Genomic DNA, 17,731 nt, shown 5'->3' with positions numbered 1-17,731 from the left:
AGACGGGGTGCCCGCCCGCCACTCGGTTTACCTGTCGGGACGCCGCCGCGCCGTCGTTACGGGGTCTCAGCCGTGATCCGTGCGTTCTGTTCGCTCAGGGCGAACTGCCTCGGGCGGTCCGCCCGGCTGCCCCGCGAGCCGCATCAGCCGCCGGACCAGGGCCACCAGATCGGCCGGGTCGAAGGGCTTGCCGAGATAGCCGTCCACCCCGACCGTCTCCCCCAGGTCGAGGTCCGCCGGGGTGCAGGCGCTCACGATCGCGATCGGCAGCCGGCAGGTGTCCGGGGTGGCGCGCAGCCGGGCCGCCGTCCGCAGGCCGTCCAGTCGCGGCATCACCACGTCCAGCGTGACCACGTCGGGCTGCACCCGGCGGATGACCTCCAGGCACTCGGCGCCGTCGGCGGCGGTCACCACCTCGAAGCCCTCGAGCTCCAGGTTGACCCTGATCAGCTGGCGGATCACCTCGCTGTCGTCCACCACGAGGACCCGCCCGGACACTCCCGACACCTCACCGAGGGTATCGGCGGCCCCGCCGCCCCGTCCGGCCTTTGGGCACTTCCGCTCCCCCGCCCCGCGACGCCGCCGGCGACGCCCGGACGGTCTTCCGGAAACCCGTGCACGGACCGCGTCCGAAGCCTGGTAGTGTTCTCCACGTCGGAAGCGCGAGCGACCGACAGGCCAACAGGCCCCCGTAGCTCAGGGGATAGAGCACCGCCCTCCGGAGGCGGGTGCGTAGGTTCGAATCCTACCGGGGGCACTCACGCAGCGATTGCGAGAGTGTAACCAAGGCCCAGTTCAGTGGAGTTGATCCACCGACCTGGGCCTTCGTCGTGTTTCCGGGCCCGTCCGGCCCGTCCGGGACGGCCCCGTGGGCTCAGGAGGCGGCCGCCTCGGCCTGGGCGTACAGCTCGGCGATGGTGTGGTCGAAGTAGGCGCTGTACGAGATGTCGTCGGTGTCGCCGCCCTGCTGGTAGCCGCCGATCGCGCCGACCACGTCGCCGGTGGCGGTGTCGATCCAGGGGCCGCCGCTGGTGCCGGACGGGTAGGCCGGGCAGTGCACGACCCGCTGGGAGGCGCTCTGCTGCGCGGTGGCGTTGGTGCACAGGACCGGCTCCTCGGAGTCGGCGGGGTAGCCGTAGAGGCGGACGGTCGCGTCGAAGGGCTCGTCGGCGCCCAGCCGGTTGCCGCCGACCACGTCCTCGACGTTGCGGCCGTTGCTGGGGGCGGTCTCCAGGATCGCGAAGTCCTCGGCCACGTCGCCCTTCCGGGACCAGTCGGCGGTGGTGTGGATCGCCGTCACCTGCCAGGTGCCGTACGGGGCGGAGCCGTCGCGGTAGCCGGGGGCGAAGGTGACACCGTCGGTGCTGCTGAGGCAGTGCGCCGCGGTCAGCAGCAGGTTGCCGGTGGGGCTGTGCAGCACGCTGGCGGTGCAGAAGTGGTCGCCGGCCTCCGGGGCGCCGCTGAACAGCGCGCCGACGGTCCGGGACTCGCGGTCGCCGGCCGGGGCCGAGCGGGTGGTGCCGAGGGCGACGTCCGGGGTGGGGGTGGCCGTCGCGGGGGCTGCCGCCGGGGCGGCGTCCGAGGAGGGCGCCGGGGCCGCGACCGGGGCGGGCGGGGCGGAGGCCGCCGGGTCGGTGGCCGGGGGCGGAGCGGCGGCGGCCCGGGTGCTGCGGGCCGCCTTCCCGGCGGCCGTCGTGTCGGACAGGTCCGGCCCGTGCGTCCCGGTCAGCGCGACGGCGATCACCACCGCGGACAGCGCGGTGAACAGGGACGGGACCAGCAGTCCGCGGCGGCGGCGCGACGTCTGGCGGCGGTGCTTGCCCATGCCTGTTTCTCCTGCCGGGGCGGTCGGGGGGCGGCCTTCGACCAACGACTATGGCGCCTCAGCCTGGTAGCGATGTGACGGGCTCCTGGGAGCTCGATGAGAAACCCGTCGACCGCCCGCGCCCCCCCGGTGTCAGGATCCGGCGAGCACCGCGTCCAGTTCGTCGGCTCCGACGAAGGCGGTGTGCGTCCCGGCGGCGGTGCAGGCGAAGGCCCCGGCCACCGTACCGGCCCGGGCGCAGTCCAGCGGCGAGCGACCCCGGAACCACGCGTACAGGAATCCCGACACGAAGGCGTCGCCGGCGCCGTTGCTGTCCACCACCGGACGGCCCGGGTCGACGGCGGGCAGGTGGCGCGGCGCGGGGTCGTCCCGGGTGAGCAGGTGGCAGCCCTCGGCGCCGGCGGTGGCGACGACCACCTGTGCGCGCCCTTCGGCGAGGATCGCGCGCATCACCTCCTCGTGCCGGCCGCGGCAGCCGGCCACCGAGAGGAAGACCAGGTCGGAGCCGAACGCGTAGTCGCGGCGGTACGGGTCGACGCCGTCCCAGTCGTGCAGGTCGGTGGAGGTGGTGCGGCCGAGGCGGCGCAGGTCGCCGTACATGTCCCGGTTGACGCCGGTGATGGACAGGTGGACGTGCCGGCTGCGCTCGGCGTACGGCAGGTAGAGGTCGCGCGGCAGCCGCAGGTCGGCGGGGTGGCGGCCGTCGAAGAAGGAGAACCGGCGGCCGTCCGCGTCCACCAGGTTGACCCCGCGCGGGGTGCCGTGCGGGCTCACCAGGTGGGCGAAGTGCAGGCCGTGGCGCGCGTAGTGGGCGCGGATCAGGTCACCCTGGGCGTCGTCGCCGAGGAAGTCGACGAACGCGGTGCGCAGCCCGAGGTGGTGGGCGCCGAGGGCGACCCCGTTGCCGGTGTGGCCGACGTAGTCCCGCACCGGTTCGACGAGTTGCGAGTCCCCGGGCGGGATCTCCAGCCGCTCGACCCGGACGATGGTGTCCACCCCGGCGCCGCCGACGACGAGCAGGTCGAACTCGGGCAGCATGGCGCCTCCTTGATCCTGAACGGTGCCGGGAGTCAAGCAGGCACCGGAGGCTGACTGCAAGACTTGCTGCAAATTTCAGTCGATCGGTGGTCCTTCCACCACGTGCGCCGTGGACGCCGTCTCCGCCGCCTCCGCCTGCGCACCGACCGGGACGACCGCGGCCTCGCCGGGCGTCGGCCGGTGGTCGATCATCAGCACCGCGACCAGCGCGGCCACCAGCAGGACGCCCATCGCCACCCAGATCGCGACCACGTAGCCGTGCACGGCGCCCTGGGCCCGCACCACCGGGTCGGAGGCGATCCGGGTGGCCAGGAAGCTCGCGGTGGCGCTCGCGGCGACCGTGTTCAGCAGCGCGGTGCCGACCGAACCACCCACCTGCTGAGCCGAGTTGAGCGTGGCGGCGGCCGCGCCGGCCTCGTTCGGGGCGACCCCGAGGGTGGCCAGGCTCATCGCCGGCGTGAACACCAGGCCCATGCCGATGCCGATCAGCAACTCGGCCGGCAGCACCAGGGCGGCCCACGGGCTGTCCACCCGCATCCGGGTCAGCCAGGCCATGCCACTCGCGGCCAGCAGCAGCCCGGGGCCGACCAGGACCCGGGTCGGCACCCTGGTCATCATCCGGGCCGCGAAGCCCGTCGAAGTCAGCACGACGGAGACCGTCATGGGCAGGAAGGACAGCCCGGACACGACCGGCGAGAAGTGCTTGATGGCCTGGAGGTAGTAGGTCAGGAACAGGAAGGTGCCGAACATGCCGACCATCGCCAGGCCCACCGAGAGCGCGCCGCCGCCGCGATTGCGGTCGGCGACGATGTGCACCGGCAGCAGCGGGTGCGCGGTGCGCCGCTCGACCAGGACGAACGCCGCGAGCAGCAGCACGCCCAGGGCCAGCGAGCCGATCACCAGAGCGTCGCCCCAGCCCCTGGTCACGGCCTCGGAGGTGCCGTGGACGATCGCCAGCAGGCCGCCGCAGCCGAGCAGCGCCCCGGGCAGGTCCAGCGGCATCCGGCGGCCCTTCTCCACGTGGTCGCGCTTCAGCAGGTCGAACGCCGCGAAGGCGGCGACGACGGCGATCGGCACGTTGACGAACAGGCACCAGCGCCAGTCCAGGTACTCGGTCAGCAGACCGCCGGCGATGAGGCCGATCGCGGAGCCGCCGCCGGCGATCGCGCCGAAGACGCCGAAGGCCGTACCGCGTTCGCGCGGATCGGAGAAGGTGGTGGAGAGCAGCCCCAGCGCGGAGGGCGCGAGCAGGGCGGCGAACGCTCCCTGGAGGGCACGCGCGCCGAAGAGCATGGCGGGGCCGACCGCGGCGCCGCCGAGGGCGGAGGCGAGGGCGAAGCCCAGCAGGCCGACGGTGAAGACGCGCTTGCGGCCGAAGAGGTCGCCCAGCCGGCCACCGAGCAGCAGCAGACCGCCGAAGGCGAGCGTGTAGGCGGTGATCACCCACTGCCGGTCGGCGTCCGAGATGCCCAGCTCCCGCTGGGCGGACGGCAGCGCGATGTTCACGATGGTGACATCGAGGACGATCATGAGCTGGGCGGTGGCGATGACGGCCAGCGCCCACCAGCGGCGACGGTCCGCGTCCTCATGACCGGTGACGGTTTGCGCAGTCACAGGCCGGGCCTTCCGGTGTGGGGGCGGAGAGGTCACGCATTCGCCTTCCAGCCAAACTCCGGCCGGGACGGACCGCAAGGCAAAACCTCTCCAAACCGGATCTTTGGGACAAAAGAACCGGCCCCCCGGGGCTCCGGACCGAGTCCCGGGGGCCTGGTTCCCCCGATCGCGGCCACCGCGTGTGCCCCGGCCCGCTCAGCGCACCGTCACCGGGGCGCACCGGTCACAGCGCCGACAGCTCCTCGACCAGGTCGTCCAGCCCCAGCGAACCCTGCGAGAGCGCCGCCATGTGCCAGGCCTTGAGGTCGAACTCCTCGCCGCGCGCCTCGTGCGCCGCCTTCGCCGCCGCCCGCCCCCGCAGCCAGGCGCGCTCGCCGAGCTTGTAGCCGATCGCCTGGCCGGGCAGGCCCAGGTAGCGGACCAGCTCGCTGTCCAGGAACTCGGCGGACAGGCCGCAGTACAGGCCGAAGAACTCCCGGGCGTGCTCGGGGCCGACCGGCTCGCCCGGCCGGTACGGGGAGTCCGCCGGGAAGTCCATGCCCACGTGCATGCCGATGTCGACGATGACCCGCAGCGCGCGCATCATCTGCGCGTTGAGGTAGCCCAGGCGGTGGCCCGGGTCGGTGAGGTAGCCGAGCTCGTCCATCAGGCGCTCGGCGTACAGCGCCCAGCCCTCCAGGTTGGCGCTGACCCCGCCGAGGCTCACCTGGTAGGTGGAGAGCCGGTCGGCGACGTAGTTCCACTGCGCGAGCTGGAGGTGGTGGCCCGGCACGCCCTCGTGGTACCAGGTGGAGACCAGGTCCCAGACCGGGAAGCGGTCCCGGCCGACCAGCGGCAGCCAGGTCCGCCCCGGGCGGCTGAAGTCCAGCGAGGGCGCGGTGTAGTACGGCGCGGCGGCACTGCCGGCCGGCGCGATCCTCGACTCGACCCTGGTGACCGGCTCGGCCAGGTCGAAGTGGGTGCCCTGGAGGTCCCCGATGGCCTGGTCCATCAGGCCCTGGAGGTACTCCCGGGCGGCCTCGGCGCCCTCGATGGCCGGGCCGTCGGACTCCAGCCACTGCATCGCCGCCAGCGGGCCCGCGCCCGGCAGGACCTTCTCGGCCTCGACCTCCATCTGCGCCAGCAGGTCGTGGAACTCGCTCCACGCCCAGGCGTAGGCCTCGTCCAGGTCCAGGTCGGCACCGGTCCAGTAGCGCACCCAGCGGGCGTAGCGCTCCCGGCCCGCGGTGTCCGGGGCGCCGGCCACGGCCGGGCCGTACACGTCGCGCAGCCAGTCGCGCAGCTCGGCCAGCGCGTCGGCGGCGGCCACCGCGTGCTTCGACAGCTCGGGCCGCAGCGACTCCGGCGCGCCCTGGACGAACTGACCGAACCACGCACCGGGAATCCGCTCCTGCGCGGGCGCGTCCTCCCCCAGCCACTCGGCGAACTGCCCGAGCACCGTGGCCACCTGGCGCGGGCCGGACAGCAGCCCGCGCTCGACGCCCTCGGCCAGCGTCCGCCGGTACTGCTCGAACGCCACCGGGATCCTCGCCATGCGGCGGCCGATCACCTGCCACTCGGCCTCGGTGTCGGTGCCCATCAGCGTGAAGGACTCCCGCAGGTCGTGCACCGGGGACCCGAGGTTGCGCAGCGAGCGGAAGCTCTCCCCCGCGTCGTGGACGGCGAGTTCGGCGGACAGCCGCTCGCGCAGCAGCCGGGCGCAGCGGCGCTCCGCCTCGTCCTCGGCGGCACCGGCCCGCTCGGCCTCGTCGAGCTTCGCCAGGGTGTGGCGGGCGAGGTCGGCAACGGCCTCGGGGCCGGCCGGGGAGAGGTCGGGCAGCCGGTCGTCGTCGAGGTTGAGGCCGAGGTAGACCGCGGTCAGCGGGTCGAGGTCGGCCAGTTCGCGGACGTGGTCGTCGGCGATGCGGCGGGGGGTGGCGCCGTCGGCGGTGATCAGTTCTTCAGACATTCCGCCATCATTGCGTGGCACCGCTGCTTTGCAACCCCTTTGCGAGCGGGGTTCGTCTGCGAAAATCCGTTCGGCCCGACAGGACCGGATCGGCCCGACGCCGATTACGCTTGGCCGCCATGGAAGCCAGCCCCACTTCGGCAGGTCAGGCACCCGTTCCGGCCGCGTCCGAGCCGCGTCCGCGCCGCACCGGCTACCGGCGGTTGCCGGTCCAGCAGCGGCGCGAGCAGCTGATCGCGGTCGCCCTGGAGCTGTTCGCCTCCCGGCCGCCCGAGGAGGTCGGCCTGGACGACGTCGCCGAGGCCGCCGGGGCCTCCCGCCCGCTGGTGTACCGCTACTTCGCGGGCGGCAAGCAGCAGTTGTACGAGGCCGCGCTGCGCACCGCGGCGGACGAGCTGACCCGCCGCTTCGCGGTCCGGGTGAGCGGGACGCCGTCCGAGCAGCTGTCGACGGTGCTGGACGGCTACTTCGCCTTCGTCGCCGAGCACGACGCGGGCTACTCGGCGCTGCTGCGCGGCGGTTCGGTGGTGGAGACGGCCCGCACCTCGGCGATCGTGGACGACGTCCGGCGGGCGGCGCTGCGCCGGACGCTGCGCCACCTGGGCGTGCGGGAGGCCGGTCCGCGGCTGACGCTGCTGGTGCGCTCCTGGATCGCGGTGGTCGAGGGGGCGTCGCTGAGCTGGCTGGACGAGGGCCGCGCACTGCCGGTGGCGGAGCTGCGCGACTGGCTGGTGGACCAGTTCACCGCGATGGCGGCGGCGACGGCGCTGCACGACCCGCAGACGGCCGAGGTGCTGGCGGGGGTGCTGGCGCTGGAGGGGCCGCGGCCGGAGCGGGCGGAGCGGCTGCGGGCGGTGCTCGGCGGCTGAGTGAGGCCCCCGGCCCCGTCCCGGGGGTCGGGGCGGCCCGCGGCGGCCCACCGGGCGGATTCCGCGCCGCGGGCCGCCGGCCCCGGTCACCCGCCGAGCAGCGCCCCCAGGCTCGCCGCCTCGCCGGCCCGCGGCCGGCCCGGTCCCGACCTCGCGACCTCCCGCTGCCAGTGCGCGAGGTCGCGCCGAGCGTCCGCCCGGGCCTCCGGGGTGGCGCCGGGCGCCCGGGTCAGCTCGTCCAGCAGGTCGACGGCGGCGCCGGGGCTGCCGTCCGCGGCCAGCCAGAGGGCCAGGTCGTGGCAGGTGCGCAGGGTACGCGGGTCCTCCGGGCCGCAGATCCGGGCGAAGGCGGGGACGAGCGCGGTAAGGATCTCCACCGCCTCCGCCGTCTCGCCGGCCTCGCCGTGCCGCCAGGCCCGGTCGGCCCGCCGGCGCAGCTGCTCCGGGCTGGGATCCTCCGGGCGCAGCATCCCGGGCCGGATGCCACGCAGCCGCTCCAGCACCTCGGCGGCGCCGGCCGGCCGCTGTTCGGGCCGCTTGGCGAGCAGCTCGGCGATCAGCCCGGCCAGTGCCGGGTCCTTGCCGCGCACCGGGGGCGGGACCTCCTCCAGGTGCTTGTACATGTACTCGGCGGCCGAGGCGGCGCGGAACGGGCGCGCGCCGGTGCAGGCCTCGTACAGCATGATGCCGAGGGCGTAGAGGTCGGCCCGGCCGTCCACCGTGCCGCCGGACCAGCACTCGGGGGCCAGGTACGGGACGGTGCCGACCACGTTGCCGGTGGAGGTGAGCCGGACGGTCTGGGTGACCAGTCGGGCGATGCCGAAGTCCAGGACCTTGGCCCGCTCCCCCTCCTGCGCGATCATGACGTTCTCGGGCTTGATGTCCCGGTGGACGATCCCCGAGCGGTGCGCGGCGTCCAGCGCCTTGCACACGTGCCGCATCCAGCGCAGCGCCTGCTTGTGGTCCGGCCGGCCGGCCTTGAGCACCTCGGACAGCGCCCGGCCGCGGACCAGCTCCATGACCAGGTACGGGATCTTCCCCGAGCCGGTCTCGGTCCACCCGTAGTCGTACACCGTCACGATGTGCGGATTGTTGAGGCCGCCGGCCGTCCGGGCCTCGCGGACGAAGCGGCTGACCGCCTCCCGGTCGGTGGCGTGCTCGGCGAGCAGCACCTTGACCGCGACCTCCCGGTCGATGGTGGTGTCGGTCGCCCGCCAGACCACGCCGAACCCGCCCCTGCCCAGCTGCTGCTCCAGCCGGAAGCGACCGCCGAGCACCTCGCCCTTCTCCATGCCCTCCCCCAACTCGACCGCGTCCGCCCGGCGTTCGCCGTCGGAGGGGTCACCATAGCGGCGGGTGGGGACGAACGGGTGAACGACCGCGGGCCGGTGTGCCCGGATCCCGCTACGGCTTGGCCTTGGGCAGGCCGGGCGGGTTGATCTCGGACTTCCGCACCGCCTCGCCGTCCAGGCCCCAGCGCTTGAGCACCTGCCCGTACGTGCCGTTCGCGATCACCTCGTCGATCGCCCCGTTCAGCGCCCTGACCAGCCCGTTGTCCTTCCGGGTGGTCGCCGCGATCTTGCCGAGGACGTCCGCGCCGCCGCCCGAGTAGGTGCCGACGACCTCGGTCTCGCCGGTCTGCACGGCGTGGAAGGCCAGGCTGGGGTTGGGGCCGCTGTAGGCCTCGATCCGGCCGGAGGCGAGCGCCAGGTAGTACTCGGTGCCCTGGAAGTACTTGATGTCGATCGGCTTGAGGCCGTTCCTGACGTTCTCCTCGCTCCAGGAGACCAGCAGCTTCTCCTGGTTGGTGCCGGTGGCGACGCCGACCGACCTGCCGGCGAGGTCCTTGGCGCCGGTGACCTTGAGGCCGCTGCCCTTCTTCGCCTCGAAGCCCAGGACGTCCAGCCGGTAGGTGGCGAAGTCGTACTTCTCCTTGCGCTCCTCGGTGACGGTGATGTTGGAGACGCCCACGTCGTACTTGCCGCTGTCCAGGCCGACGAAGATGTTCTCCCAGGAGACCGTGTCGTACGCGACCTTGAGGCCCAGGACGTCGCCGATCAGCGAGGCGAGGTCCGGCTCGACGCCGATGATCGTCTTGTCGTCGTCGGCGTAGAAGCCCAGCGGCGGGATGCTGCCGACCGAGCCGACGACGGCCAGCGTCCCCTTCTTCCTGATCTCCTCCGGGACGAGCGCGGCGATCGCGTCGACCTTGGGGGTGGTGACCCGGTTCTGGTTCGGCGACAGGTTCACCACCGTGCCGTTCGGCGCGGTGCTGCCCTTGGCCGGGGCGGGGCCCGCCGCGCCGGTGGCACTGCCGCCGCAGCCGGCCAGGACGAGGGCGGCGGCGAGCGCGCCGGCGGCGGCCACCAGGGCGCGACGGGGTAGGGACATGGCGAACTCCTGTTCGGTGAAAGGGGATTGAGAGAGGGCGGAGGGTCAGAGGACCTTGGCCAGGAAGGCCCGGGTGCGCTCGTGCCGCGGCCGGTCCAGGACCTCGGCGGGCGGGCCCTGCTCGACCACCACGCCGCCGTCCATGAAGACCACGGTGTCGGCGACCTCGCGGGCGAAGCCGATCTCGTGGGTGACCACGATCATCGTGGTGCCGCTGCGGGCCAGGTCCTTGATGACGTCCAGCACCTCGCCGACCAGCTCCGGGTCGAGCGCCGAGGTCGGCTCGTCGAACAGCAGCACCTTCGGCTCCAGCGCCAGCGCCCGGGCGATCGCCACCCGCTGCTGCTGCCCGCCGGACAGCTGCCGGGGGTAGGCGGCGGCCTTGTCGGCCAGCCCGACCCGCTCCAGCAGCGCCAGCGCCGTCGCCCTGGCCTCGGCCCTGGGGCGGCGCAGCGCGGCGACCGGCGCCTCGACCAGGTTCTCCAGCACGGTGAGGTGCGGGAACAGGTTGAAGTTCTGGAACACGAAGCCGATGCCGGTGCGCTGGCGCAGCACCTCGCGCTCCCTGAGCTCGTACAGCCGGTCGCCGGAGCGCCGGTAGCCGATCAGCTCGCCGTCGATGGCGACGTGACCGCGGTCGAGCTTCTCCAGGTGGTTGATCGCGCGCAGCAGGGTGGACTTGCCGGAGCCGGACGGGCCGAGCACCACGGTCACCGAGCCGGCCGGGACGTCCAGGTCGACCCCGCGCAGCACCTCCAGCCGGCCGAAGCTCTTGTGCAGGCCGCGGACCTGCACCATCGGGGCGGCCGGGGCCGGGGCGGGCTTCGTCAGGGCGGTCACGACTGTCCTCCGGAGGTACGGGCGGCGGCGGGCCGGGTGCGGTCGGGCAGGCTCCGGGCGAAGGCCCGGACGCGCTGCCACGGAGTGGGCGGCGGGGTGCGTTCGGCGCCGCGGGCGAAGTGGCGCTCGACGTAGTACTGGCCGATCGAGAGCACGGTGGTCAGCAGCACGTACCAGACGGTGGCGACCATCAGCAGCGGCACCACCCGGCCGGTGCGGCCGTAGATGACCTGCGCCTGGTAGAAGAGCTCGCCGATGGCCATCACGTAGACCACCGAGGTGCCCTTGAGCAGGGAGATCACCTCGTTGGCGGCGGCCGGCAGGATGCCCCGCATGGCCTGCGGCAGCACGATCCGCCACCCCTGGCGCCAGCGCGGGATGCCGAGCGCGGCGGCGGCCTCCCGCTGGCCGGCGTCCACCGCGATGATGCCGCCGCGGATGATCTCGGCGGCGAACGCGGCCTGGTGCAGCCCGAGGCCGAGCACCGCCGCGCCGAGCGCGCCGAGCACCCCGACCGTCTCCACGTCGCCGAAGGTCGGGCCGAACGGGATGCCGATGCCGAACCGCTTGTACAGGTAGGAGAGGTTGAACCAGAACACCAGCTGGACGATCAGCGGGATCGAGCGGAACACCCACACGTAGGCCCAGGCGACGGACCGCAGGATCGCGCTGCGGGACAGCCGCATCGCGGCCACCACGGTGCCCAGCAGGAAACCCAGCACCGTGCCGTAGGCGGTGAGTTCGAGGGTCCGCCCGATCGCCCGGAGGATGGTGTCGGCGGTGAAGTAGAGCCGGAAGGTGGCCCAGTCCCAGCCGGGGTTGGTGGCCAGGCCGTGGGCGAACTGGGCGAGCACGACCAGCGCGGCGATCCCGAGGGCCCAGCGCCAGGGGTGCCGGGCCGGGACGGTCCGCAGGCCGGCCAGTTCGTCGAGGTCGGGGGCGGCCGCCGGCCTCGACGGGGCGGGCGGTGCTTCGGTGCTGACGGTCATCGGAGGTCTCCTCGGACGGGGGCGGCGCTCAGGCGTGCTCGGGCGGGCTGATCCGCGATTCCGTGATCGCCGACTCGGTGACCCCCCACTTGCGCAGGATCCGCTCGTACGTCCCGTCCTTGATCAGCTGGTTGACCGCCGCCTGCAGCGCCGGGGCGAGCTTCGAGCCCTTCTTCAGGGCGAAGCCGACGTCGAGGCGGTGGAACTCGCCGAGGAAGCGGGTGCCGGAGGCCTCCTGGGCGGCCTGGTGGCGCAGGCCGTTGATGGTGGACATCTCGACGTCCACCCGGCCCTGCTGGAGGCTGGTCAGCAGGGCGCCGCTCTCGCTGAACGCCTTGACCTCGTACGGCTTCCTCCCGGCGTCGGCGCAGACGCCGCGCCGGCTGTTGAGGGTGGTCTCGAAGGTGGTGCCGGCGCCGGTGCCGACGGTCAGTCCGCACAGCTGGACCAGGTCGGTGACCGGCTGGATCGCGGTGTTGTCCTTGCGCACCGCGAAGCCCTGGCCGTCGTCGATGTAGGTGACGAAGTCGATGGTCTTCAGCCGGGCCGCGGTGACCCCGAAGTTGCCGGTGCCGACGTCGTACTTCCCGCTGTCCAGGGCGGGCAGGATGGTCTCGAAGGCGGCCTCCTCGCGCTGCACGGTCAGGCCGAGCAGCCGGGCGACGGCGTCGGTGAGGTCCACGTCGATCCCGGCGGGCTTCTTGGTGACCTGGTCGAGGTAGAAGGCGCTGGGCGGCGTGCCGAAGGACGAGCCGAACTTCAGCGTGCCGGCCCTGCGGACCTCCTCGGGCAGCAGCGCGGCGGCGGCGTCCGACCTGGTGAGGCCGGAGACGAGGTCCTCGGTGGCGGCGGACGGGCCGCCCGCCACCGCCGCGCCCGCGATCTTCGGGTCCGAGCCGCAGGCGGCCAGGGTCAGGGCCAGGACCGGCAGCAGGGCGGTGGTCGCGAGCAGGCGGCGGCGGGCGGTGCTGGTTCTCACGGGGGGCCTTTCAGGGGGTCGGGGCCAGGACGGGCGGCTGCGCCGCGCCGGCGGGCAGCCGCTTCTCGAAGGGGAGCGGGCCGATGGTCAGGGGGTCGGCCGAGACGTCGAACAGCGGGGCGTAGCCGGCCGCCAGGTAGAGGTTCACGGCCTCGGGCTGGCGCGGCCCTGTGGTCAGGTGGATCCGGGTGTAGCCGACCGCGGCGGCCGTCCGCTCCAGCTCGGCCAGCACCCGGCGGGCCAGGCCCCGGCGGCGGTGCGCGGAGTGCGTCCACATCCGCTTCACCTCGGCGGTGTGCTCGTCGTAGCGCTTGTACGCGCCGCCGGCCACCGGCTCGCCGTCCTCCAGCAGGAGCAGCAGCACACCGTGCGGCTCGGCGAAGGCCTCGGCCGGGTAGCGGGTCATCTCCTCGCGGCCCTCGGGGCCGTACCGGGTGACGTACTCGTGGGTGAGCTCGCGCAGCAGCGGCTCGACCAGCGGGTCGTCGATCGCGGCCCGGCGGAACCCGGACCGGGCGGCCGCGCTCACGCCTGCGCCGCGATCAGCTGGTGGCGGTCGCGCTCGGCGCGCTCGGCCGCGGCGGCGTCCCGCTTGGCGACCTCCTCGCGGACGATCGGGATGACGTACCGGCCGAAGTCGATCGCGTCGTCCAGCAGGTCGTAGCCGCGCGCGGAGAGGATGTCCACGCCGAGGTCGTAGTAGTCGAGCAGTGCCTGGGCGACCGTCTCCGGGGTGCCGACCAGGGCGTTGGAGTTGCCCGCCCCGCCGGTGGCGGCGGCCGTCGGGGTCCACAGCGCGCGGTCGTAGCGCTCGCCGGCCTCGGCGATCTCCAGCAGCCGCCGGGAGCCGGCGTTCTCGGGTGCCGCGGCCCCGGGCGTCCCGGCATCGGGCGCCGCGGTGCCCGGAGCCCCCGGCCGGCCGGAGCCCCGGCGGGCCCTGATCGCGGCCACCGTCCGGTGCGCCTTCTCCCAGGCCAGCTCCTCGGTCGGCGCGATGATCGGCCGGAACGCCACCTGGATCCGCGGCACGTCGGTGCGCCCGGCGGCCCGCGCCGCCTCCTTCACCCGCTCGATCTGCTCGGCGGTGCGGGCCAGCGGCTCGCCCCAGAGGCAGTAGATGTCCGCCTCGGCTCCGCCGGCCGCGTAGGCCGCGTCCGAGGAGCCGCCGAAGGAGACGGCCGGGCGCGGCTGCTGGACGGGGAAGACGTCCGAGACGAAGTCGTTGAAGCGGTAGTACGGGCCCTCGTGGTCGAAGGGCTCCCGGCTGGTCCAGGCCTTCTTGACGATGCCGATGTACTCGCGGGTGCGCTCGTAGCGCTGGTCCTTGGCCAGGAAGTCGCCCTCGCGCTGCTGCTCGTGGTCGTTGCCGCCGGTGATGAAGTGCACGGTCAGCCGGCCGTCGCTGATCCGGTCGAGGGTCGCGAAGGTCTTGGCCGCGAAGGTCGGGTAGGAGACGTTCGGCCGGTGCGCGAGCAGGATCTGCAGGCGCTCCAGGTGCGAGGCGAGGTAGGCCGCCGCGGCCGCCGGCTCCGGGGTGCCGGCCCCGTACGCGAAGAGCACCCGGTCCCAGCCGTGGTCCTCGTGCGCCCGGGCCAGCCGCAGGGTGTAGTCGCGGTCGAAGGCGGCGGTGGTGCGGGCGGTGGTCTCCGAACCGTCGCCGGTGGCGGCGATGCCGAGGAATTCGACGGGCATGGCGGAACCTTTCGGGTGGGCGCAAGCCCGTCGGGCCGCGGGCGGGTTGCGGGCGGGCCGCAAGCGGGCTGCGGGTGGACTGACCGGAGGCGGCCGCGGCGGGGCGACCGTCGGACGGGTGACGGGTGACGCGAGGGCGTACGGGAGGGACTGCCGGAGTGCGGGAGAGCCGGAGCGCAGTGCGAAGTCGTCTGCGACAGCGAGGACGTGACGCGTCGTCGGCCACCGACGACGGATCCGGGCCACGACGGGGCGAGCCGAGGGAGGGCACCCCACCGGGAGTTCAGGCCGGACGGACGGCCCGCTGCCAGGTCAGCCGCGACACGCCGCGGACCACACCCGACCGAAGTCGATGTGGTCGCGGCTGACCAGGGGCTGCTCGACGTACATGGCCTCAAGTTGAGCAGTCGGCCGATCGGTCCGTCAACCGTCCATCATTGCCGCACTGTTGCGATCTCCTGTCACTTCTCCGACACGCCCCGGACCGGCCCTCCCGGCGCCCCGATCACCCTTGACAGCCGTCGATCGCGCATGCGTACGATCGGCGCGGAGTGCAGTGCCACGCGCCGGCCGTGTTGAGGGACACGGGCCGCGCCCGCGTACGTGACCACCGCCGTACCTTCCCGCCCGCACTCCGCCCAGGAGCCGCCGCCATGGCCACCCCGCAGGACGTCCTGCCCGCCCCCTCCCCGCTCGACCGCCCCGCCGCACCGCCCGACCCCGAGGCCCGGATCGTCGCCCGGCGCAGGCCCGGCCAGTGGGCCGCCGCCGGCGTCGCCCTGCTGCTGGCCGCGATGGCGGTCAACTCGGTGATCCGCAACGAGGCCTTCCAGTGGGGCGTGGTCGCCGACTGGTTCACCGCCCGGTCCGTGCTCAACGGGCTCGCCCTCACCCTGTGGCTGACCGCCGCCACCCTCGCCCTCGGCTTCGTGCTCGGCACCCTCCTCGCCACCATGCGGCTGTCCGCCAACCCGGTGCTGCGCACGCTGAGCTGGGGCTACGTCTGGGTGTTCCGCTCCACCCCGCCGCTGGTGCAGCTGCTGTTCTTCTTCAACATCGGCGCGCTCTACCCGACCCTCGGCCTGGGCCTCCCGTTCGGCCCCGAGTTCGTCACGGTCAGGACCGTCAACCTGATGGGCCCCACCCTGACCGCCGTCATCGGCCTCACCCTGCTGGAGACCGCGTACGCCGCCGAGGTGATCCGCGGCGGCATCCTCTCCGTGGACCGCGGCCAGCTGGAGGCGGCGGCCGCGCTCGGACTCGGCCGGTGGCGGGTGCTGCGCCGGATCGTGGTGCCGCAGGCGATGCGGGCGATCGTGCCGAGCGCCGGGAACATGCTGATCGGCGCGCTCAAGGGCACCAGCATCGTCAGCGTGCTGGCCGTCTCCGACCTGCTCTACTCGGTACAGCTGGTCTACCTCCAGTCGTACCAGGTCATCCCGATGCTGATGGTCGCCACCCTCTGGTACCTGGTGGTCACCACCCTGCTGTCCGTCGGCCAGTACTACGTGGAGCGGCGCTTCGCCCGGGGCGCGACCCGCGACGGCCTGCCACCCACCCCGCTGCAACGGGCCCGCGCGGCCCTCGCCAGGGCGGTGCGGGCATGACGTCGTCGCTCGTCATCGTCGGCGCCGGCCCGCGCGGCACCGGACTGCTGGAGCGGATCGCCGCCAACGCCGCCGAACTGCTGCCCGCCGACCGGCCGTTGGCGATCCACCTGGTCGACCCGTACCCGCCCGGCGCGGGCCGGATCTGGCGCCACGACCAGTCCCCGCTGCTACGGATGAACTCGATGGCCGAGGACGTCACCATGTTCACCGACGAGCGCTCCACCCTCGAAGGACCGGTTCGCCCCGGCCCCTCACTCGCCGAATGGGCCCGCAGACAGCGGGAGTTCACGCCCTACCGGGAGGTCGCCGACCCGGCCGTCCGGGCCGAGCTGCGCACCCTCGCGCCCACCGACTTCCCCACCCGGCGGGCCCAGAGCGCCTACCTGGACTGGGTGTTCCGCCGCGCCGTCGCCGACCTGCCGGCGCACATCACGGTCACCGTCCACCGCGACACCGTCCGGCGGATCGAGGGCCCGACCGACGGCCCGCAGACCGTCCACCTCGGCGACCGGACCCTCACCGCCGACCACGTGGTGCTCACCCTCGGCCACCTCGACTCCGCCCCCCACCCGCGCTACGCGGCCGACGCCGAGTTCGCCGCCCGGCACGGCCGCTTCCACCTCCCGCCCGCCTACTCCGCCGACGTGACCGCCGAGTTGGCCGCCCTCGCCCCCGGCGAGCCGGTGGTGCTGCGCGGTCTCGGCCTCGCCTCGGTGGACCTGGTCGCCCTGCTCACCGAGGGCCGCGGCGGCCGCTTCGAACCCACCGGGGCCGGGCCCGCGCTGCGCTACCTGCCGTCCGGCCGGGAGCCGGTGCTGCACCTCGGCTCCCGGCGCGGCGTCCCGTACCACTCCAAGACCGGCTACCGCCTCCAGGGGCCGCCCGCCCCGCTCCCCCGGTACTTCGACGCGGCGGCCGTGGACACCGTGCTCGCCACCGGCGGACAGCTCGAACTGCGGCGCGACTTCTGGCCGTTGATGGCCAAGGAGATCGCCTTCGGGCACTACCACGAGCTGTTCCACGCCCACCCCGAGCGCACCACCCTGCCCTGGCCGGAGTTCCTCGCCCGCTACGACCGGCACGGCTGGTACACCCCCGAACGCGCCGCCCTGGTCGCCGAGGCCGTCCCCGACCCCGCCGACCGGATCGACTTCGAGCGGCTCGACCACCCGCTGGCCGGGCTCGAACTCGGCAGCGACGAGGAACTCCAGGAGTACCTGCGCGGGTACATCGGCGCGGACGCCGACCGCCGCGCCGACCCCGCCCACAGCGCCGACCTCGGTGCCTTCCTCGCCCTGCTGTCGCTGTTCGGCCAGCTCCCCCGGGTGACGGCGAGCGGCCGGCTCACCGCCCGCTCGATCGCCGAGGAGGTGGACGAGTGGTTCTTCGGCTACTTCGGCTTCCTCGCCTCCGGCCCGCCCGGCTTCCGGCTGCGCCAGCTGCTCGCCCTCTCCGAGGCCGGGGTGGTGCGCTTCCTCGGCGCGGACGTCCGGATCGAGCGGGACGAGGAGAGCGGCACCTGGCGGGCCTCCGGCGCCACCGTGCCCGGCCACCACGTCACCGCGACGGCGCTGGTCGAGGCGTACCTGCCCAAGCACGCGCTGGCCCGCACCCTGGACCCGCTGCTGGGCGAGCTGCACCGCACCGGACGCGTCGTCGAGGAGGTGGTCACCGACCCGGACCACACCCACCGCTCTGGCCTGGTCACCATCGCCCCCGCCGACAGCCGGCTGCTCGACCCGGCCCTCGGCGGCGCCCCGCACCCGCGCCGCACCGCCCTCGGCCCGCACACCAGCCTGCGCGCGGCCGCCGCCTTCGCCCGCCCCCGCACCGACGCCCCGGCCTTCCGCCAGAACGACGCCGCCGCCCGCGCCCTGCTCCACGCCCTGGCCGCCCTGCCGACGGCCCGGGCCCTGGCGGCATGAGAGCCATGAGG

General features: G+C 74.0%; 15 protein-coding genes and 1 tRNA gene. 4 read left to right on the top strand and 12 right to left on the bottom strand.

What is annotated here, in order from left to right; translation table 11 throughout:
* Positions 1-66: 66 nt before the first annotated feature.
* A complete protein-coding gene (locus tag ACWDBB_RS24080) occupies positions 67-498 on the bottom strand; it encodes a response regulator (protein ID WP_449791604.1) in 432 nt (143 codons plus the stop codon).
* Between the two features lie 187 nt (positions 499-685).
* On the opposite strand from ACWDBB_RS24080, the gene ACWDBB_RS24075 reads away from it, so the two are divergent.
* Positions 686-757: transfer RNA gene (locus ACWDBB_RS24075), tRNA-Arg, on the top strand.
* 117 nt (positions 758-874) lie between these two features.
* Here the strand turns inward: ACWDBB_RS24075 and ACWDBB_RS24070 are convergent.
* The 4 genes from ACWDBB_RS24070 to ACWDBB_RS24055 all read right to left on the bottom strand — a co-directional run bounded on the left by ACWDBB_RS24070 (position 875) and on the right by ACWDBB_RS24055 (position 6,425).
* Positions 875-1,825 carry a trypsin-like serine peptidase gene (locus tag ACWDBB_RS24070; RefSeq protein WP_449791575.1) on the bottom strand — a complete coding sequence of 317 codons (951 nt, stop codon included), beginning with the start codon at positions 1,823-1,825 and terminating at the stop codon, positions 875-877.
* 132 nt (positions 1,826-1,957) lie between these two features.
* The gene (locus ACWDBB_RS24065; protein WP_449791574.1) at positions 1,958-2,863 is read right to left on the bottom strand and encodes a carbohydrate kinase family protein; all 906 of its coding nucleotides are present in this window, start codon (positions 2,861-2,863) and stop codon (positions 1,958-1,960) included.
* Positions 2,864-2,938: 75 nt separating this feature from the next.
* Positions 2,939-4,477: an MFS transporter gene (locus tag ACWDBB_RS24060; RefSeq protein WP_449791573.1), complete on the bottom strand. Its 1,539-nt coding sequence runs from the start codon at positions 4,475-4,477 to the stop codon at positions 2,939-2,941.
* Between the two features lie 223 nt (positions 4,478-4,700).
* Entirely contained in the window at positions 4,701-6,425 is a 1,725-nt protein-coding gene (locus ACWDBB_RS24055) for a DUF885 domain-containing protein (RefSeq protein ID WP_449791572.1), read from the bottom strand.
* Positions 6,426-6,544: 119 nt separating this feature from the next.
* On the opposite strand from ACWDBB_RS24055, the gene ACWDBB_RS24050 reads away from it, so the two are divergent.
* Complete coding sequence (locus ACWDBB_RS24050; protein WP_449791571.1) at positions 6,545-7,294, top strand: TetR/AcrR family transcriptional regulator; 750 nt, start codon at positions 6,545-6,547, stop codon at positions 7,292-7,294.
* 86 nt (positions 7,295-7,380) lie between these two features.
* Here ACWDBB_RS24050 and ACWDBB_RS24045 read toward each other — a convergent pair whose 3' ends face one another.
* The 7 genes from ACWDBB_RS24045 to ACWDBB_RS24015 all read right to left on the bottom strand — a co-directional run bounded on the left by ACWDBB_RS24045 (position 7,381) and on the right by ACWDBB_RS24015 (position 14,185).
* Positions 7,381-8,586 (bottom strand): protein kinase domain-containing protein, encoded by a 1,206-nt coding sequence (locus tag ACWDBB_RS24045; protein ID WP_449791570.1) that lies wholly within the window; start codon positions 8,584-8,586, stop codon positions 7,381-7,383.
* Between the two features lie 112 nt (positions 8,587-8,698).
* Positions 8,699-9,685: an ABC transporter substrate-binding protein gene (locus ACWDBB_RS24040; RefSeq protein WP_449791569.1), complete on the bottom strand. Its 987-nt coding sequence runs from the start codon at positions 9,683-9,685 to the stop codon at positions 8,699-8,701.
* A 45-nt stretch (positions 9,686-9,730) separates the two neighbouring features.
* On the bottom strand, positions 9,731-10,483 hold the full coding sequence (locus tag ACWDBB_RS24035; protein ID WP_402401846.1) for an amino acid ABC transporter ATP-binding protein: 753 nt from the start codon (positions 10,481-10,483) through the stop codon (positions 9,731-9,733).
* Between the two features lie 38 nt (positions 10,484-10,521).
* Complete coding sequence (locus ACWDBB_RS24030; protein ID WP_449791568.1) at positions 10,522-11,514, bottom strand: amino acid ABC transporter permease; 993 nt, start codon at positions 11,512-11,514, stop codon at positions 10,522-10,524.
* Positions 11,515-11,542: 28 nt separating this feature from the next.
* The gene (locus ACWDBB_RS24025; RefSeq protein ID WP_449791567.1) at positions 11,543-12,493 is read right to left on the bottom strand and encodes an ABC transporter substrate-binding protein; all 951 of its coding nucleotides are present in this window, start codon (positions 12,491-12,493) and stop codon (positions 11,543-11,545) included.
* 10 nt (positions 12,494-12,503) lie between these two features.
* Positions 12,504-13,022 carry a GNAT family N-acetyltransferase gene (locus ACWDBB_RS24020; protein WP_449791566.1) on the bottom strand — a complete coding sequence of 173 codons (519 nt, stop codon included), beginning with the start codon at positions 13,020-13,022 and terminating at the stop codon, positions 12,504-12,506.
* The gene (locus ACWDBB_RS24015) at positions 13,019-14,185 is read right to left on the bottom strand and encodes an LLM class flavin-dependent oxidoreductase (protein WP_449791565.1); all 1,167 of its coding nucleotides are present in this window, start codon (positions 14,183-14,185) and stop codon (positions 13,019-13,021) included. Before ACWDBB_RS24015 ends, ACWDBB_RS24020 begins: the two co-directional genes overlap by 4 nt.
* 653 nt (positions 14,186-14,838) lie before the next feature.
* On the opposite strand from ACWDBB_RS24015, the gene ACWDBB_RS24010 reads away from it, so the two are divergent.
* Together ACWDBB_RS24010 and ACWDBB_RS24005 are read left to right on the top strand one after the other, a co-directional pair.
* Positions 14,839-15,792, top strand: coding sequence for an amino acid ABC transporter permease (locus tag ACWDBB_RS24010; RefSeq protein WP_449791564.1), 954 nt, complete (start codon positions 14,839-14,841; stop codon positions 15,790-15,792).
* Positions 15,789-17,720 carry an FAD/NAD(P)-binding protein gene (locus ACWDBB_RS24005; RefSeq protein WP_449791563.1) on the top strand — a complete coding sequence of 644 codons (1,932 nt, stop codon included), beginning with the start codon at positions 15,789-15,791 and terminating at the stop codon, positions 17,718-17,720. The genes ACWDBB_RS24010 and ACWDBB_RS24005 overlap by 4 nt, the downstream gene beginning before the upstream one ends.
* Positions 17,721-17,731 lie beyond the last annotated feature (11 nt).

Source organism: Kitasatospora sp. NPDC001095, from assembly GCF_053598615.1.
Note: the sequence above shows the minus strand (reverse complement) of the source record. Positions and strands in the feature narration are given on the sequence as shown.

Coding starts and splice junctions, on each gene's coding strand:
- ACWDBB_RS24015 (WP_449791565.1), bottom strand. CDS start 14,185: ATGCCCGTCGAATTCCTCGGCATCGCCGCCACCGGCGACGGTTCGGAG.
- ACWDBB_RS24010 (WP_449791564.1), top strand. CDS start 14,839: ATGGCCACCCCGCAGGACGTCCTGCCCGCCCCCTCCCCGCTCGACCGC.
- ACWDBB_RS24050 (WP_449791571.1), top strand. CDS start 6,545: ATGGAAGCCAGCCCCACTTCGGCAGGTCAGGCACCCGTTCCGGCCGCG.
- ACWDBB_RS24045 (WP_449791570.1), bottom strand. CDS start 8,586: ATGGAGAAGGGCGAGGTGCTCGGCGGTCGCTTCCGGCTGGAGCAGCAG.
- ACWDBB_RS24055 (WP_449791572.1), bottom strand. CDS start 6,425: ATGTCTGAAGAACTGATCACCGCCGACGGCGCCACCCCCCGCCGCATC.
- ACWDBB_RS24030 (WP_449791568.1), bottom strand. CDS start 11,514: ATGACCGTCAGCACCGAAGCACCGCCCGCCCCGTCGAGGCCGGCGGCC.
- ACWDBB_RS24065 (WP_449791574.1), bottom strand. CDS start 2,863: ATGCTGCCCGAGTTCGACCTGCTCGTCGTCGGCGGCGCCGGGGTGGAC.
- ACWDBB_RS24040 (WP_449791569.1), bottom strand. CDS start 9,685: ATGTCCCTACCCCGTCGCGCCCTGGTGGCCGCCGCCGGCGCGCTCGCC.
- ACWDBB_RS24035 (WP_402401846.1), bottom strand. CDS start 10,483: ATGGTGCAGGTCCGCGGCCTGCACAAGAGCTTCGGCCGGCTGGAGGTG.
- ACWDBB_RS24070 (WP_449791575.1), bottom strand. CDS start 1,825: ATGGGCAAGCACCGCCGCCAGACGTCGCGCCGCCGCCGCGGACTGCTG.
- ACWDBB_RS24005 (WP_449791563.1), top strand. CDS start 15,789: ATGACGTCGTCGCTCGTCATCGTCGGCGCCGGCCCGCGCGGCACCGGA.